Consider the following 17145-nt stretch of genomic DNA (forward strand, 5'->3'; position numbering starts at 1 on the left):
TCCCCATGACGCTCACCCAGCACGACATCGACCAGGAGATAGCGGCGCAGCACGCCGCCTATGAGAAGGGCCTCGCCGAGGGGGCGCCGGTCGAGCACCACCCGCGGCGCGACTACGCGCCCTACCGGTCCTCGATCCTGCGCCACCCCCGGCAGCCGCTGGTGGCGATAGACGTCTCGAAGGACCCGGAGCTGGTGGAGCTGGCCTCCCCGGCGTTCGGGCAGCGCGACATCACCGAGAGCGACAACGATCTGACGATCCAGCACAGCGGTGAGCCGGTCGGCGAGCGGATCACCGTCTCCGGGCGGCTGCTGGACCGCTCCGGGCGCCCGGTGCGCGGTCAGCTCATCGAGATCTGGCAGGCCAACTCGGCGGGCCGGTACGCGCATCAGCGCGAGAAGCACGACGCCCCGCTCGACCCCAACTTCACCGGCGTCGGCCGCACCCTCACCGACGCCGACGGCGGCTACCGGTTCACCACCATCCAGCCCGGCCCCTACCCCTGGCGCAATCACGACAACGCCTGGCGCCCGGCGCACATCCACTTCTCGTTCTTCGGCACGGCGTTCACCCAGCGCCTGGTGACGCAGATGTACTTCCCCGCCGACCCGCTGTTCCCGTACGACCCGATCATCCAGTCCGTCACGGACGACGCCGCCCGGCAGCGGCTGGTCGCCACGTACGACCACAGCCTGTCGGTGCCGGAGTTCTCGATGGGCTACCACTGGGACATCGTGCTCGACGGGCCGAACGCCACCTGGATCGAAGAAGGACGCTGACCGCCATGACGAAGATCGACACCAGCAGCCCGGAACAGGTGCTGCCGACCCCGTCGCACACGGTCGGCCCGTTCTACGGCTACGCGCTGCCCATCACCGGCGGCGAGGAGATCGCGCCGCTCGGCCACCCGGACACCGTCGCCGTGCACGGGTATGTGACGGACGGCGAGGGACAGCCGCTGCCGGACGCCCTCGTGGAGATCTGGGGGCCGGACCCGGACGGCAACGTGTCCCGGACCGACGGTTCCATGCGACGCGACGCGGCCTCCGGCGGCTACGCGGGCCGCAACGGGGTGGAGTTCACCGGCTGGGGCCGGATCCAGACCGACGCCGACGGCCACTGGTACGTACGGACGCTGCGGCCGGGGGCGCGCGGGAGCAGTGCCCCGTACCTGAGCGTGTGTGTGTTCGCGCGCGGGCTGCTCGTGCACCTGTTCACCCGGATCTACCTTCCCGGCGACGAGGCCGCGCTCGCCGCCGACCCGCTGCTGTCGGCGCTGCCCGAGGCGCGCCGGGACACACTGGTCGCGCGCTCCGAGGGCGCGGGCGCCTACCGTTTCGACATCCGCCTTCAGGGCGAGGGCGAGACGGTCTTCCTGGAGTACAGGTGACATCCGAACCATCCGGCACAGGTATCGGCACTCCATCCGGCACAGGTATCGGCACCGACAGCGGCCTGCTCGCGCCCGGGTGGGCGGGCTCCGCCGCCGCGTCCTCGACCGGCGACCGGGCCTACCTCCAGGCCCTGCTGGACGCGGAGGCCGCCCTGACCCGGGCGCAGGCCGGGCTGGGAATGGTCCCGGCCGGGGCGGCGACGGCGGTCACCGAGGCGGCCGACGCGGCCCGCTTCGATCTCTCCTCCCTGGCCGGGCGGGCGCGCGGCGGCGGCAATCCGGTGATCCCGCTGGTGGCCGATCTGACGGCGGCGGTGGGCGCGGAGTGGGGGCCGTACGTCCACCGGGGCGCGACCAGCCAGGACATCCTGGACTCGGCGGCCATGCTGGTCGCGGTCCGCACGCTGGGCCCGGTCCTCACCGACCTCGCCCGTACGGAGGCGGCGCTGGCCCGTCTCGCCGCCGCCCACCGCGACACCGCGCTGCCCGGCCGCACCCTCACCCAGCACGCCGTCCCGACGACGTTCGGGCTGAAGGCGGCCGGGTGGCGGTCGCTGGTGCTGGACGCGCGGGACCGGCTGACGGCCGTCCGGGACACGCTGCCCGCTCAGCTCGGGGGCGCGGCGGGAACGCTGGCCGCCTTCGGCGCGTACGGCGCGGACGATCCGACCGCGCTGCCGGGCGCGTTCGCCCGTGAACTGGGCCTGCGGGCCCCCACGTTGCCCTGGCACACCCTGCGCACGCCGGTCGCCGATCTCGCCGGGGCCCTCGCCTTCACGGCGGGCGCGCTCGGCAAGCTCGGCGTGGATGTGCTGACCCTGTCGCGGACGGAGATCGCGGAGGTCGCGGAGGGCGGGGGCGGCGGCTCCTCCGCGATGCCGCACAAGTCCAATCCCGTACGGTCCACCCTGATCGTCGCCGCCGCGCGCCGGGCACCGCAGCTCGCGGCGACGCTGTACGGGTCGCTGGTCGCGGAGGACGAGCGGCCCGCCGGGGCCTGGCACGCCGAGTGGGAGCCGCTCAGGGAGCTGCTGCGGCTGGTCGGCGGGGCGGCGAGGGACGCCGCCGAACTGGCCGAGGGGCTACGGGTACGGCCGGACACGATGCGCGCGCATCTGGAGCTGACGCACGGGGCGATCGTCTCCGAGCGGCTGTCCGCCGAGCTGGCCGCGACGCTGGGCCGGGCCCGTGCGAAGGAACTGCTCAGCAGACTCGCCGCCGAGGGACGGCCCTTGTCGGAGGCCCCCGAACTGACGGACTCCGACCTCGACCCCACCCACTACACCGGCTCCGCCGGTGCCCTCACCGACCACGCACTGGAGCGACGGTGAACCCGGCCAGCCACCTCACGGAAGGGTCCACGCCAACCGCGACGCTGGGCCGGAGCCGCGCGCAAGAGCCGCCCGGCAGACCCGCCGCCGAAAGGCAGCGTCACTCACACGCCCCCGAGCCCACCCATCGCACCGGCTCCGCCACAGCCCCGACCGGCCACGCACTGGAGCGACCGTGACCCCGCTCAACCACCTCACGGAAGGGTCCACGCCAACCGCGACGCTGGGCCGGACCCGCGCGCAAAAGCCGCCCGGCAGACCCGCCGCCGAAAGGCCGCGTCACTCACACGCCCCCGAGCCCACCCATCGCATCGGCTACGCCACAGCCCTCACCAGCCACACACTGGAGCGACCGTGACCCTGCTCAACCATCTTGTGGAAGGGTCCGCTTCCGCTCCCCCGCTGTTGCTGGGGCCCTCGCTCGGGACGTCCTACGCCCTGTGGGACGAGGTCGCGCCCGAGCTGTCCGTGGCTCACCGGGTGATCCGCTGGGATCTGCCGGGACACGGCGGGTCGGCTCCGGGGCTGATCGGGGCGGGGGCGACCGTCGGTGATCTGGCCGGCCTGGTGCTGGCGCTCGCGGACGCCCTCGGCGTCGAGCGGTTCGCGTACGCCGGGGTGTCGCTCGGCGGGGCCGTCGGGCTGCATCTCGCCGTGCACCACCCGGAGCGGCTGTCGTCGCTGGCGGTGATCTGCTCCTCCGCCTGCTTCAACGGGGACCGGCCATGGCGGGAGCGGGCCGCGCTGGTGCGTGCCGAGGGGCTCGCCCAGCTCGCCGAGAGCGCGAACACGCGATGGTTCGCGGGCGGCTTCACCGTGCCCCGGCTGGTCCAGGACCACCGGGACACCGACCCGGCGGCGTACGCGGCCTGCTGCGACGCCCTCGCCGCCTACGATCTGCGGGACCGGCTCGGGGAGATCTCCACCCGGACCCTGCTGATCGCCGGGCGCGAGGACCCGGCGACCCCGCCCGCGCATCTGCGGGAGATCGCCGACGCCGTGCCGGGCGCCGCGCTGGTGGAGATCCCGGGCGCCTCGCATCTGGCGCCCGCGCAGTGCCCCGAGGCGGTGCTGAGCGCCCTGCGCACCCATCTCGACGGGCCCGCGCGGCGCGGGATGGCGGTACGCCGGGAGGTGCTCGGCGACGCCCATGTCGACCGCGCCCAGGCCCGGCAGAACCCGTTCACCGCCCGCTTCCAGGACTTCATCTCGCGCTACGCCTGGGGCGAGATCTGGACCGACCCGACGCTCACCCGGCGCGAGCGCAGCATGATCACCCTGACCGCGCTGGTCGCCCACGGCCACTACGACGAGCTGGCCATGCATGTGCGCGCGGCCCGGCGCAACGGACTGACGCCCGACGAGATCGGGGCGGTGCTGTTGCAGACGGCGGTGTACTGCGGGGTACCGGCGGCGAACTCGGCGTTCGCGGCGGCCCAGCGGGTGCTGGCGGAGGAGCCGGACGAACGGGACCAGCGGGACCAGTGAGGGTGACCCTGGCGGTCGGGGGGGCACCGGCACCGGGCCGGGGGCCCGCCAGGCTCATGGCGTGACGGGCCGTCAGACCTACGGCGTCGGTCCGTCAGGTGACGTCGCCAGGGCCTCCAACGCCGCCTCCGCGCGCTGGACCAGGCCGTCCGCGCCGCACGAGCGGGCCAGGGACAGGCCCCGGTTCAGCTCGGACGCGGAGCGGGCGGCGATGCCGTGTTCGACGCGGGCCGCCGCGTGTTCGTACTGGCAGGGCGATGCCTCCAGATAGGTGACGGCCTGGGCGGCGAGGCGGACCCTGCGCTGACCGGTCTCCAGGGCGGCGGCGCACCGCAGAGCCTCGCCGATCGCGGTGTCCGTGCCGAAGTGTTCGGCCTGGCGGCGGGCGTCGGAGGCGAGCCGGGCCGCGCGGGCCGGGTCCTCCGCGGCGAGGGCGACGGCGAGATCCACGGTCCACGGCGCGAGCACCGGGTTGTGACCGCCGCGTGCCGCTGCCGCCTTCTCCGCCGCTTCGAGTTCGTTGACGCCGTCCTTGGTGCGGCCGACCGCGAGCAGCAGCCTGCCGCGTACGCTGCGCGGGTCGGGCAGCACCATCGTGGACGGGTACGGCGGCGAGAAGCCGTACTGCTCGGCGATCGACCAGGCCTCGTCGACATGGCCGCGGGCGAGCAGGGTGTCCACCAGTCCGCAGGTCGCCGACCAGTGCAGCGGCAGACGTCGGCCGACACGCTCGGCGAGCCGCAGGGACTCGCGCAGCACCTCCTCGGCGTCCTTGAGCCGGCCGCGTCTGCGGTGCGCGAGGCCCAGATAGGCGTGGGCGAGCGCCAGATGCCCGCCGCTCCAGCCGGCCGTGGTGTAGGCGCGCAGGGCCTCGGCGAAGAGGCTCTCCGCGCGGTCGATCCGGTCGGCGTAGGCGTAGCTGCTGCCGAGCATCATCAGCAGCTCGACGCCCCACTCGGGGTCGGTCCAGCCGAGGCCGGGCGCGAGCCGTCCGTTGACCATGGCGCGGTCGCAGTTCTCTATGACCACCTCGGCGTTCTCGCCGTGGGTCATGGCGTCGAAGGCGCGCAGGATGAGCAGCGCGCGTTCGGAGTTGTCGCGGCCGGTGCAGGCGCCGGCCTGGGCGGCGAGCCGCTCGGAGCGGCCGGGCGGGGCGGTCTCGCTGTAGATGCCCTCCCACATGTACTGCACGGCCTGCAACCGCATCCGGGCGGGGCCCGCCGGCTGGCGTGCGGCCTCCGCCTCGACCGTGCGGACGGCCTGTTCGAGCTGGTCGTTGTGGAGCAGGGCCTGGGAGAGGCGGTAGACGGCGTTGACGCGTTCGCCGCCGTCCAGGCCGGGCATGGCGAGCGCGTTCTGGAGGTGGTCGACGGTGGTGGCGGGCGCGGTGAGCAGGGTGGCGCAGCCGAGTTCGAAGAGGACCTGTGCGTGCACCTGGGGCCGGGGCGGCTCCCTGAGAGCGCGTTCCAGACAGAGGCGGGCGGCGTCCGGGGCGCCGACGCCCAGATGTTCACCGGCGGCCTCGCGCAGCTGCTCGACTATCTCGGCGTCGTCCTCCGGGTGGACCGGCAGCAGATGCCGGGAGGCCGCTGCGGCGCCGAGCCCGGAGTCGATGACGAGCTTGGCCGCTATCCCGTGCATCGCGGTGCGCAGTCCGTCGGGGATGGAGTTGTAGACGGCGGACGCGATCAGCGGGTGCACGAACTCCAGGTCGCCGCCGCCCGCGCGGGCGCCCGCCGGGTCGGGTGCGGTGAGGATCCGGGCGGTGCGCAGCAGTTCGGCGCAGCGCGCGGCCTCGTCGTGTTCCACGGTGATCAGCTCGGCGACCAGGTCGACGGTGATGCCGGTGCCGAGGATGGCGGAGGCCCAGGCGAAGCGGGTGGCGTTGATGCCGAGTTCGCCGAGCCGGTCGACGAGTCCGCCGCCGCGCGCCGAGCGGTTGAGGTCGCGCAGTTCGTCCGCCGAGGACTCACTGGGTTCCATCTCGCTGTCGCGGACCTTGGCCAGGAGTTCGACGGTCTCGTACGGGTTGCCCGCGGTGACCGCCCAGACCTGGCGGCAGAACGGGCCGTCGGCGTGCTCGCCGACGGTGGCGCGGGTGAGGGCGGCGGTGGCGTCCGGGGTCAGGGCGCTGAGGCTGGTGACCCGGTCGCTCAGCTCGGCGATCCGGTCGAGGTAGCGGGCGCTCTCGCCGCCCACCTCGCCGGGCCTGCGGGCGACCACGACGAGCACGGACAGATCGTCCAGCCGCTCGGCGAAGGCGGCGAGCCACCGCAGGGTCTCCTGGTCGGCCCAGTGGGCGTCGTCGATCAGCAGGACGAGCGGCCATTCGCGTGTGGCGAGGCGGCGGACGGCCACGACCAGGCCGTCGCACACGCCCTGTGGGAGGGGCTGGACCTCGCCGGGCTCCGCTATCCCGAGGGCGGGGCCGGAGATGTCGAACCAGTCCCCGAGGTAGTCGCGGGCCTCTTCGGGCAGCAGGGAGATCAGCGCGGGCTGGAGGAGCTGCCGTACCACGTTGAAGGGGACGGACCGCAGGGTCTCGCCGCCACGGGCGGACCAGACGGTGCAGCCCTGTGCCTCGGCGAACTTCCGGGTCTCGGTCAGCAGTGCCGTCTTGCCGAGTCCGGCGTCGCCGCGCAGCATCAGCAGACTGCCGCGGGAATCGCCGGTGTGCAGTGATTCCACGGCCTGCCGGAGGGCGGCGACTTCCTCGTCCCGCTCCCACAGCGGAGCCGAGGCGCCCGCCGTGGGCCGTACCTCCGTCATCCCGCTACCTCCCCAAGTCGCTCGAATGACGTACAGACCTTGAGCGTAGCCGCCCGATGCGCCCCGTGGTGGCGGGTATCGGGCAGCCGTTGCCGGGTCGGGTGAACAGGGATGCCGCCGGATGGCGCGCCGGGCGTGCGACGGGGGTTTGCGGGGCGCCCGCGCGGTCAACAGCCCTGGGGTGAAAGAGACTTTCCGCGAGCGTCGGCGGCCGGACGCGGCGCGGCCCGGTGTGCGGGCGCTGGCGGCCGGTTCGGTGGGCAATTTCATCGAGTGGTACGAGTTCGGCGTCTACGGCTACTTCGCCACCGTCATCGCCGCGCGGTTCTTCACTCCGGAGGGTGGCGGCGAGGCCGAGGCGCTGGTGCGGACGTACGCGTCCTTCGCACTGGCGTTCTTCTTCCGGCCGGTCGGCGCGGCGGTGTTCGGGCGGCTCGGTGACCGGATCGGGCGGCGGCCGGTGCTGATCCTGGTGGTGTCGCTGATGACGGGCGCGACGGCGCTGATCGGCCTGCTGCCGACGTACGCGTCGGTCGGCGCGCTCGCCCCGTGGCTCCTGACGCTGCTGCGGGTGGTGCAGGGGCTGTCGGCGGGCGGGGAGTTCGGCGGGGCGGTCGCGCTGATGACGGAGTTCGCGCCGCGGGGGCGCCGGGGGCTGTACGGGGCGTGGCAGTCGTTCACCGTGGCGCTGGGACTGCTGGGCGGGGCCGGGGTGGCGGCGGTCCTGGCGACCGTACTGACGGAAGGTCAGGTGCAGTCGTGGGGCTGGCGGGTGCCGTTCCTGCTGGCGCTGCCGCTGGGGGCGGTCGCGCTGTGGCTGCGGTTGCGGCTGGAGGAGACGCCGTCGTTCCGGGCGGAGGAGCGGCGGGCGGTGCGGGTGCGTCCGCCCGCGCGGGCGGTGGCCGGGGCGATCGCGCTGGGCGCCGGGCGGATCATGGGCTGGTCGGCGGCGGGCTACACCTTCCTGGTGGTCCTGCCCTCGTATCTGCAAAGCACCCTGAACGCGAGTTTCCGGCAGGCCCTGCTCGCCACCGTGCTGGCCAACCTCGGTTTCGCGGCCACGATCCTCCCGGCGGGCGCGCTGAGCGACCGGATCGGCCGGCGTCCGGTGATGCTGACCGGCGCGGCCTTGGTGGTGGCCCTCGCCCTGCCCCTCATGAACGTCCTCCAGGACACCGGCGCGTCCGGCGCGGCGAAGGGGGCCGCGCTGTTCTGCGCGGGTGCCGTGGTCGGTCTGATGGCCGGTCCCGGCCCCGCCCTGCTCGCCGAGATGTTCCCGACCACCGTCCGCTACACCGGCCTCGGACTCGCCTACGCCCTGTCCAATGCCGTCTTCTCCGGCTGCGCGGGCCTGATCATCACTCAGACCGTCGAACGCACCGGGAACGCCGACATCCCCGCGTACTATGCCGCCGCGACGTGCGCGGTGAGCGTGGTCGCGCTGGCGTCGGCGGCGAAGGGGGTGCGGACGGTGGCGGACGAGGCGCGGTGAGGGAGAAGCGGCCTCATGGACGCAAGGGAAGCCTCATGGAATCAATGCAAGCAAGAGAACCGAGGGATGCAAGGGAACGAGGGAACGGATGGAACCGAGCGGGCCCATGCGGGTGATCGGGCTGATGTCCGGGACGTCGTACGACGCCATCGACGCGGCGGCGTGCGAGCTGCGGATCACCGGGGACGCGCTGGTGCTGCGCCCGCTGGGGATGGTCCGCGCGGGGTACGAGGACGGGTTGCGGGCGGCGCTCGCGGCGGCGCTGCCGCCGGGGACGGTGACGATGGCGGACGTGTGCCGGCTGGACACCCGGATCGGGCAGGCGTTCGCGGCGGCGGCGGTCCGGGCGGACCATGAACTGTGCGACGGGCGGGCCGAGTTGGTGGCCTCGCACGGACAGACGGTCTACCACTGGGTGGACGGTACGACGGTCCACGGCACGTTGCAGCTCGGGCAGCCCGCGTGGATCGCGGAGGCGACCGGGCTGCCCGTGGTCGCCGACTTCCGGCCCCGGGACATCGCCGCGGGCGGGCAGGGGGCACCGCTGGTCAGCCTGGTGGACCTGCTGTGGCTGCGGGGCCGCCCCGGGACGCCCGTCGCGCTCAACCTCGGCGGCATCGCCAACCTCACGGCACCGGACGGCACGGCGTTCGACACGGGCCCCGGCTGCGCCCTGACCGACGCCGCCGCGCGGGGGTTCAGCGGCGGGCGGCTGGAGTACGACGCCGAGGGGCGGCTCGCGGCGGCCGGGCGGGTCCACGAGGCGCTGCTGGCCCGGCTGCTGGCGGAGCCGTACTACGCGCTGTCCGCGCCGAAGACGACCGGCAAGGAACTGTTCCACCCCGGCTATCTGCGCGAGGCGCTGGCCGGGGTCGGCACCACGCTGTCCGCCGAGGACATCATCGCCACGCTCACCGCGCTGACCGCGCGCACGGTCGCCGACGCGGTCCGCTCGGTCGGCGCGACGGAGGTACTGGCGTCGGGCGGCGGCACCCGCAACCCGACGCTGATGGCCCAGCTGGCGGCCCGGCTGCCCGGCATCCCGGTCCGCCCCTCCGACACCCTGGGCCTGCCGTCCGACGCCAAGGAGTCCTACGCCTTCGCCGTCCTGGGCTACCTCAGCGCCCACGGCCTCCCCGGCACCGTCCCCGCCGCCACGGGAGCCCGCCACCCCAGCGTGCTCGGCTCGGTGACCCCGGGCCGGACGGGGCTGCGGTTACCGGGGGTGGCTACGGGGGGTGGGCCTCGGCGGCTGGTGATCGAGAGGTAGGGGGTGGGGGTGGGGGGCGGCGCCCGGGGCGTGGCGGGGTGGTGGCTGGCCGCAGGGGCCACGGGGGCGGTGGCCCGGCTTGGGGGCACGGGGGGGGCGGCCCGGTTCCTGGGGCCGCGGGGAGGGCGACCCGGCTTGGGGCACGGGGGGGGCGGCCCGGTCCCTGGGGCCACGGGGAGGGCGACCCGGCTTGGGGCCGCAGGGGAGAGTGACCCGGTCCCTGGGCACGTGGGGCGGTGGCCGGTCCTTGGGAGCCGTCGGGGAGGTTGGTTGGCCGGTCCAGGCCCTGGGGCCACGAGCGGCGGCCGACCGACTGCCAGGGCCACGCGGAGTGGAGGTCGGCCAACTCCCAGGGCCACGCGGAGCGTTGGCCTGCCGCCCCGGCCGCACACGCGAAGACCAGCCGATCCCTGGGGCACCGACGGAAGTGGCCGTCACGGCCTGCGCAGGGGCCCGCCCGCAGACGTGTTCAGTTCGGCGTGGTCGCGCCGCTCGGCGAGGCGGGGCGGGGCGCCGCCCCCGGAATCGTTACCGCACGCCTGGCCTGGACCGCCGCCCGCCCGCACGTCGTACGCCCCTCAGCAGACCCCCGGCGGGAGTCGTACCCGCCGACGCCGGAGCGGAGCGGCGCCGCCCGCACGTCGTACAGGGCGAGCGGGCCCCCTTCCACGAGGGACCGGATCCTCCCAGGTCGGCACCCCGCCGGAGGCGGTCCGGTGCCCGTGTAACAAACCCGTGTGAGAGTCGGGTCGCAGGCTTGGCCGGTCCCTCTCATCCCTCTTTCACAGATGCCTCATACGGTTAGGTCATGACGCAGGTGACTCCTCCCGGGTGGTATCCCGACCCCGGGCAGACAAGTGACGGTCCGCCCACCGAGCGCTGGTGGGACGGCAAGGCATGGACGGAGCGGACCCGTCCCGCGGGCCAGGCCGCCGCGTGGGGTCCCCCGGGGCAGCCGCCGGCCACCGGGGAACCGTCGGCCGACGCCCCCGACCCGGCCGATTCCCCCGGCGCTCCGCCGGCCACCGTACTGTTCGACAAGCCCCCCGCCGACGAGGCGGGCCCGGCCGACATCGTGGCGCACCCGGCCGAACCGGTGGCGGACACGGCCGTCCAGCCGACGCAGCCCGCCTACCCGGTGTACCCGGGCCAGCCGGGCCAGTTCGGGCAGCAGGCGTATCCGGGGTACCCCAAGCCGCCCGGTCCGCCGGGGCAGGGCGGGTTCCCGGGGTATCCCGGCTACCCCGGCTATCCCGTGCAGCCGCCGCCCGCCAAGCGCCGTGGGCTGCGGACCGGGATCGCGGTCGGGGTCGCCGCCGCGGTGCTGGCCAGCATCGGGGTCGGGGTCTACGCGCTGGCCGGCGACGACGGCAGCGACCAGGCGGGGGCCGGTACGCCGACTCCGAGCGCGCCCGGCCAGCGGAATCCGTTCGGCGAGGGCGGCGGGGGCGGTCAGTCGCCCGCGCCCGAGCAGCCGCAGCCGTCGGCACCGCCGGAGGTCGAGGGCGGCGGCACGGTCTCCGACCCGGTCAACGCGATCAGCATCGAGGTGCCGGAGGGCTGGACCGGGCAGGCGATGAGCGTCGGCGCGCAGATCACCTCCGACGACACCTACGACTGCCCGGGCGACCCCGCCAAGAGCTGCACCAAGGGCGGCGCGTACTCGGCGCCCGCCATCGCGCACGGCACCGAGGGCACCACGCCCGAGGAGGTGGCGAAGGCGGACATCGAGGCCAACGCCGAGGAGTCCTACGGCGGCACCACCTACGGCGAGATCACCTCGCACGAGGTGCTGACCTCCGAGGCGATCACGGTGGCCGGCCAGAAGGGCTACCAGGTCCGCTGGAAGGCGGTCACCAGCAAGGGCGCCGACGGCATCGTCGAGTCGCTGGTGTTCCCCTCGCCCGCCAGCCCCGAGCAGCTGGTGATCGTCCGCATCGGTGTGGACGCCGGGGAGAACGACGCTGTGCTGGACGAGATAGCCGAGGGCATCAAGGCGTCCTCGGGCGGCGGCACCGGCCAGGGCGTCTGAACGGCCCGCACACAGTCCGGCCGGGTGAGGCACCCCTCCGCTCCAGAGGAACCCCACCCGGCCGGGGGGTGCGCGCCGCCCCCGTCCCCACGGTGCGGCGCGTACAGGTCACCGCCCGGTCATCCCGGGACGGCGGCCTGGCTCAGGGGTCGCCCGACACTCCCGTACCGGCGGCGCGGGGCGCGGGCACCCGGCCCGGCGGGGTGAGGCCGAGCGCGGGCAGCACCGCGACCTCGACGAACCGGGCCAGATAGCCCTGGTCGGCGTTTCGGTTTTCCAGCACCGGCCGGGCGCGCAGCACACCGAGCATCATCACCGGTACGTACTCCAGCGCCGGATGATCGGCGGGCACCTCTCCGCGTGCCACCCCGCGGCGGAGGATCTCCCGCAGCGCGGCGACCTCGGGCTCCACGACGGCTTCGTGCAGCGCCCGCGCGAGCTGCTTGTCCTGGACGACCGCGTGCCCGAGCGCCTGGAACAGCCGGGTGTCGTCGGCGGAGACCTCACCGGCGGCCCGCCCGGCCTCGATCAGATCCCCGGCGAGCGAGCCGGTGTCGATCCCGCAGAACCGCACCCGCCGGTTGGCGCGCAGGGCGGCGGCCACGAACCGCGGTTTGGTCTTCCACTGCCGGTAGAGCGTGGACTTGCTGCACCGGGTGCTGGCGGCGATGCCCTCCATGGTCACCGCGTCGTAGCCGCACTGACGGAGCTGGGCGAGCACGGCGTCGTAGAACTCCCGCTCACGCTCGGGCGTCAGCTTGGAGCGGCGCGAAACACCGGCCGCCTCCGGCCGGTCCGCGGCCTGCGACGTCATGGGCTCTCTCTCCTCGCTGCCGGCCGGAAGGGATGGCGGGGACGGAAAGGACGGACGGGACATAGGGCGTAGAAGGCGACCGAGTCACTCGCGGTGTGCCGAACGCCACCGAGACGCCAGTGTACCGGTACTAAGTCGTATCGGTACACTGGCGTATCGATACGAACCAGTGTCGATGCCATATGCATGCGCCATGAGTCAGTCCGTCCGCATGCGACATGAGTGACATGAGTGAGGGGCCGGGGGATGAGCGAAGCAGAGCCTTCCGGAGCGGAGTCCGATCCCCCGGAACGCCCGCCGATAGTCCGGGAGCTGCTGCTCGTCGTGGGGCTCTTCCTCGTCTACAAGCTGGGCCGGCACCTGGCCGACGGCCACACCGCCGAGGCGTTCCGCAACGCGCGTGACGTGTGGGGCTGGGAGCGCGCCCTGCGCCTGCCCGACGAGGGCTCGGTGCAGGCGCTGCTGCTGCACGGCGACGGTCTGATACGCGCGGCCAACACCTTCTACGCGACCGTCCACTTCCCGGCCACCGTCCTGTTCCTGGTCTGGCTCTACTGGCGCCGCCCCGCGCACTACGTGCGGACCCGCCAGGTGCTCGCCGCCGTCACCGCCGCCGCCCTGGTCCTGCACCTCACGTTCCCGCTGGCCCCGCCCCGGCTGCTCGCCGAGACCGGGCTGATCGACACCGGGCAGGTCTACGGCCCCACGGTCTACGGGCCGCCCGAGACCGACCAGCTCTCCAACCAGTTCGCGGCGATGCCCTCGCTGCACTTCGGCTGGGCGCTGATCCTCGCCCTCGGCGTGATCGCGGCCACCCGTACCCGCTGGCGGTGGCTGTGGCTGCTGCACCCGCTGGTGACGCTGCTGGTGATCGTCGGCACGGCCAACCACTACTGGCTCGACGCCCTCGTGGCGGGCGGGCTGGTCGCCGTGGCCCTGCTGCTGGTCGAGGCGCCGCGCCGGGTCCGGGGCCGGACGCGCCGCGCGGCCGGGGAGCCCCGGCCCGCCGAACGGCCTCCGCTGGTCGGGGCGGCGGGCCGGTGAACGCCTCCGTGCTGGCCGTCGCTCTGTCCCTGCTGTCCGCCGTCGGCTACGCGTTCGCCGCCGTCGCCCAGGAGCGGCTCGCCGCCCGCTCCCCGGGCACCGGCCTGCTGCGGCTGCTGCGCGGCGGGGCCTGGTGGGGGTCGGTGGTGCTGAACGCCGCCGCCGCGCTGCTGCATGTGGTGGCCCTCAAGTACGGTCCGCTGACCGTCGTCCAGCCGCTCGGGGCGCTCACCCTGGTCGCCGCGGTGCCACTGGGCGCGCGGCTGGCCGGGCGGCGGGTCAGCGCGACCGAGTGGCGGGGTACGGCGCTGACGCTGGCCGGGCTCGCCGCGCTCCTGGTGACGGCGACCGGACCAGCGCCCGACGATGTGCTCAGCGTCCAGGAGGCGCTGCTGGTCTCCGGCGCCACGGCGGTGCTGATCGGCACCCTGTGCCGGCCCGGCGTACGGCCGGGGCTGCGGCACGCCACCGCGTCCGGGGTCTCCTCGGGGGTGGCCTCGGCGCTCACCCAGACGGTGACGGTGGCGACGACGGACGGTTCCGGATCGCCGCTCGGCCTCCAGGTGATCGGGGTGGCCGTGCTCGTGGCGGCGTTCGCGGCGGGCGGGCTGCTGCTGGCGCAGACCGCCTACCGGGACGGCCTGGGCGCCCCGCTCGCGGTGGTCACCCTGGCCAACCCGGTGGCCGCCGCGGTGATCGGGCTGTCCCTGCTGGGCGAGCGGTTCCGGGGCGGCGCGGCCGGCGTCCTGCTCGCCCTCACGGGCGCGGGCCTGGCGGCGTGGGGCGTGGTCCTGCTCTCCCGGGCCGAACCCCGCACCGCACCCCCTCCCCCGGCGAGACGCCCGCCCCCCGAGGCCGCTTCCGCCGACCGCCCGACAGTACGGGTGCCCCGCCAGCCGGAAACGGCACCGGACCACCTGACCCCCGTGAGCAAGCCCGCGCCTTGACCCCCGCGAGCCGCCCCGCACCCGGACTCCGCTGAGCCGACCCGCGCCATGACTCCGTGGGACCAACCCACACCCCGGCCCCGCCTGCGGGCCGTCCGGCACCCCGACCCCCGTGGGCTGGCCCGCCCCCTGCGCCCCCTTACAGACCGCCCCGCACCCTGCCCCCCCCGTAAGCAGGCCCGCCCGCGACCCCGCGCCGCCCTACCCCGTGATGATCGCCGGGTCGCTCACGCCCGGCCTCCCGTTCTCCACGTGTCCGGCGAAGCGGCGCAGGAACGTGGGGTCGGTGTCGGAGGTGACCGTCAGGTCGTACCAGCGGCGGCTGCGTTCCAGGTCGACGGTGAGGGTGCTCCTCGCGCCGGGGCGGACGCGGACCGTGCGGGACCGGCCGCCGTACCCGTCGGCGACCTTGAGGGTGACCGTGGCGGTGCCCGCGTTGGTGAAGGTCAGCTCGATGTCGTCGCCGTCGTGGCGGGCGGTGACCTCGGGTCCGGCCGCCTTGTTCGGGCCCTGGAAGGTGCGCAGGAAGCCGTTGGGGCCGTGCACGGTCAGATCGTAGGAGCCGCCCGAGTGGGCGGAGTTCCAGGTGTCGGCGAGGGACTTGCCGGCCTCGGTGGTGTACTGCCAGGGGCCGTCCGTGCGGTTGCCGGAGGTGACCAGGAAGGCGGCGCCGGCCTGGGTGCCGGAGGCGAAGCCCAGGGTGAAGGTGCCCGCCGCCGCGTCCACCGAGCCGTCCACCAGCGGGGCGTACTTCAGCGGCCGGGTCGGCCGGGAGCCGCGCTCCTGCTTGGGCATGTCCGGGTCGGCCGGCGGGGTGGGCCGGTAGTCGGGGTGGCGGTCGCGGTCCGGCGGCTCGTAGGCGTCGGTGTCCGGCAGCCGGGCGGGCTTGGTGTCCGTGCGGGAGAAGTCGAACGCGGCCGTCAGATCGCCGCAGACCGCCCGCCGCCAGGGCGAGATGTTGGGCTCCTGGACGCCGAAGCGGCGTTCCATGAAGCGCACGATCGAGGTGTGGTCGAGGGTCTCGGACAGGACGTACCCGCCCTTGCTCCACGGCGAGACGACCAGCATCGGCACCCGCGGACCGAGCCCGTAGGGCCCGGCCGGACGCCCGCCGCCGCCTTTGAACAGGTCGAGGGAGACATCGACCGTGGACTTGCCCTGCGCGGCCGATCTCGGCGGCAGCGGCGGCACCACATGGTCGAAGAAGCCGTCGTTCTCGTCGTACGTGATGAACAGCGCGGTCTTCGCCCAGACGGCCGGGTTGGCGGTGAGCGCGTCCAGGACCTGGGATATGTACCAGGCGCCGTAATTGGTGGGCCAGTTGGAGTGCTCGGAGAACGCCTCCGGGGCGGCGATCCAGGAGATCTGCGGCAGCGTGTCCGCGGCGACATCGGCGCGCAGCCGGTCGAAGTAGCCGTCGCCGTTCTTGACGTCGGTGCCGGTGCGCGCCTTGTCGTACCAGGGCTCGCCGGGCTTGGCGTTGCGGTACTTGTTGAAGTAGAGGAGCGAGTTGTCGCCGTAGTTGCCGCGATAGGCGTCGGAGATCCAGCCCCAGCGGCCGGCCGCGTCCAGGCCGTCGCCGATGTCCTGGTAGATCTTCCAGGAGATCCCGGCCGCCTCCAGCCGCTCGGGGTACGTCGTCCAGTCGTAGCCCAGTTCGTCGTTGCCGAGGACCGGGCCGCCGCCCTTGCCGTCGTTGCCCGTGTACCCGGACCACAGGTAGTAGCGGTTCGGGTCGGTCGAGCCGATGAACGAGCAGTGGTAGGCGTCGCAGACGGTGAACTTGTCGGCGAGGGCGAAGTGGAAGGGGATGTCCTCGCGGGTCAGATACGCCATGGTCGTGGTGCCCTTGGCGGGCAGCCACTTGTCGTACTTGCCGCCGTTGTACGCCTGCTGGCCGTCGTTCCAGCCGTGCGGCAGGCCCTCCAGGAACTGCATGCCGAGGTCGTCGGCGTCCGGGTGGAAGGGCAGCACCTCGGTGGTGCCCTGTGCCTGGTGCCACACCGACTTGCCGTTGTCCAGGCTGACCGGCCGCGGGTCACCGAAGCCGCGAACGCCCCGCAGGGTGCCGTAGTAGTGGTCGAAGGACCGGTTCTCCTGCATCAGGACGACGATGTGCTCGACGTCCTCGATGGTGCCCTTGCGGTGCTGGGCGGGGAGCGCGGCGGCGCGCTCGATGCTGCTCGACAGCGCGGAGAACGCCGTGGTGGCGCCCGCGATCTGGAGGAATCTGCGCCGATTGACTTCGGACATGACGGAACGACCTCTCGTCCTGGTGAGCTGCGACCGGCCGGGATGGTGCTGGTTCGCGCGCGAAAGGAGTGTTCCAAGAGCACCAAACGTCAGAGAAGGGTGCGATGGCGGGCGCGTGAAGCTCGGCGGTACGAGAGGTGCCGGGGGCTGAGGGGACAGCAACGGGAAATCAGCGGGAAATCAGCGGGAAAGGGGAACATCAGCAGGTGATTGGGACCCCGGGGCCCCCCCCCCAAACGACCACGGGGTGGGGGGGGGGGGTGGGGGTGACCGGGGGTGGGTGTGGACCCACAACAAGTAACAATGGATGTT

12 protein-coding genes are annotated in these 17145 nt (G+C 74.0%); 9 read left to right on the plus strand and 3 right to left on the minus strand.

The features are described from left to right. Positions 1-5 precede the first annotated feature (5 nt). The 4 genes from pcaH (at position 6) to pcaD (ending at position 4212) form a co-directional block, all read left to right on the plus strand. On the plus strand, positions 6-779 hold the full coding sequence (gene pcaH, locus ACFXAZ_RS07015; RefSeq protein WP_384586116.1) for a protocatechuate 3,4-dioxygenase subunit beta: 774 nt from the start codon (positions 6-8) through the stop codon (positions 777-779). Positions 780-784: 5 nt separating this feature from the next. Next, positions 785-1390 carry a protocatechuate 3,4-dioxygenase subunit alpha gene (gene pcaG, locus ACFXAZ_RS07020; RefSeq protein WP_384586118.1) on the plus strand — a complete coding sequence of 202 codons (606 nt, stop codon included), beginning with the start codon at positions 785-787 and terminating at the stop codon, positions 1388-1390. Beyond that, positions 1387-2724, plus strand: coding sequence for a 3-carboxy-cis,cis-muconate cycloisomerase (gene pcaB, locus ACFXAZ_RS07025; protein ID WP_384586120.1), 1338 nt, complete (start codon positions 1387-1389; stop codon positions 2722-2724). The genes pcaG and pcaB overlap by 4 nt, the downstream gene beginning before the upstream one ends. Positions 2725-3078: 354 nt before the next feature. Next, positions 3079-4212 carry a 3-oxoadipate enol-lactonase gene (gene pcaD, locus ACFXAZ_RS07030; RefSeq protein ID WP_384586122.1) on the plus strand — a complete coding sequence of 378 codons (1134 nt, stop codon included), beginning with the start codon at positions 3079-3081 and terminating at the stop codon, positions 4210-4212. A gap of 78 nt (positions 4213-4290) precedes the next feature. Here pcaD and ACFXAZ_RS07035 read toward each other — a convergent pair whose 3' ends face one another. Continuing rightward, positions 4291-6981: an ATP-binding protein gene (locus ACFXAZ_RS07035; protein WP_384586124.1), complete on the minus strand. Its 2691-nt coding sequence runs from the start codon at positions 6979-6981 to the stop codon at positions 4291-4293. Positions 6982-7162: 181 nt separating this feature from the next. Between ACFXAZ_RS07035 and ACFXAZ_RS07040 the strand changes: the two genes are divergently transcribed. From ACFXAZ_RS07040 to ACFXAZ_RS07050, 3 genes are all read left to right on the plus strand, one after another. Further along, complete coding sequence (locus ACFXAZ_RS07040) at positions 7163-8473, plus strand: MFS transporter (protein WP_384586126.1); 1311 nt, start codon at positions 7163-7165, stop codon at positions 8471-8473. 106 nt (positions 8474-8579) lie between these two features. Further along, the gene (locus tag ACFXAZ_RS07045; protein ID WP_384586280.1) at positions 8580-9743 is read left to right on the plus strand and encodes an anhydro-N-acetylmuramic acid kinase; all 1164 of its coding nucleotides are present in this window, start codon (positions 8580-8582) and stop codon (positions 9741-9743) included. A gap of 808 nt (positions 9744-10551) precedes the next feature. Continuing rightward, complete coding sequence (locus ACFXAZ_RS07050) at positions 10552-11775, plus strand: DUF2510 domain-containing protein (RefSeq protein ID WP_384586128.1); 1224 nt, start codon at positions 10552-10554, stop codon at positions 11773-11775. A gap of 142 nt (positions 11776-11917) precedes the next feature. On the opposite strand, the gene ACFXAZ_RS07055 is transcribed toward ACFXAZ_RS07050, so the two are convergent. Further along, positions 11918-12589, minus strand: coding sequence for a TetR/AcrR family transcriptional regulator C-terminal ligand-binding domain-containing protein (locus ACFXAZ_RS07055; RefSeq protein WP_384586130.1), 672 nt, complete (start codon positions 12587-12589; stop codon positions 11918-11920). 246 nt (positions 12590-12835) lie between these two features. On the opposite strand from ACFXAZ_RS07055, the gene ACFXAZ_RS07060 reads away from it, so the two are divergent. Together ACFXAZ_RS07060 and ACFXAZ_RS07065 are read left to right on the plus strand one after the other, a co-directional pair. Further along, the gene (locus tag ACFXAZ_RS07060; protein ID WP_384586132.1) at positions 12836-13633 is read left to right on the plus strand and encodes a phosphatase PAP2 family protein; all 798 of its coding nucleotides are present in this window, start codon (positions 12836-12838) and stop codon (positions 13631-13633) included. Further along, positions 13630-14580 carry a DMT family transporter gene (locus tag ACFXAZ_RS07065; RefSeq protein ID WP_384586134.1) on the plus strand — a complete coding sequence of 317 codons (951 nt, stop codon included), beginning with the start codon at positions 13630-13632 and terminating at the stop codon, positions 14578-14580. Before ACFXAZ_RS07060 ends, ACFXAZ_RS07065 begins: the two co-directional genes overlap by 4 nt. 201 nt (positions 14581-14781) lie before the next feature. Here the strand turns inward: ACFXAZ_RS07065 and ACFXAZ_RS07070 are convergent, their stop codons facing one another. Further along, positions 14782-16833 (minus strand): phosphocholine-specific phospholipase C, encoded by a 2052-nt coding sequence (locus ACFXAZ_RS07070; RefSeq protein WP_384586136.1) that lies wholly within the window; start codon positions 16831-16833, stop codon positions 14782-14784. Positions 16834-17145: the final 312 nt, after the last annotated feature.

Source organism: Streptomyces sp. NPDC059477, from assembly GCF_042749375.1.
Lineage (GTDB): Bacteria > Actinomycetota > Actinomycetes > Streptomycetales > Streptomycetaceae > Streptomyces.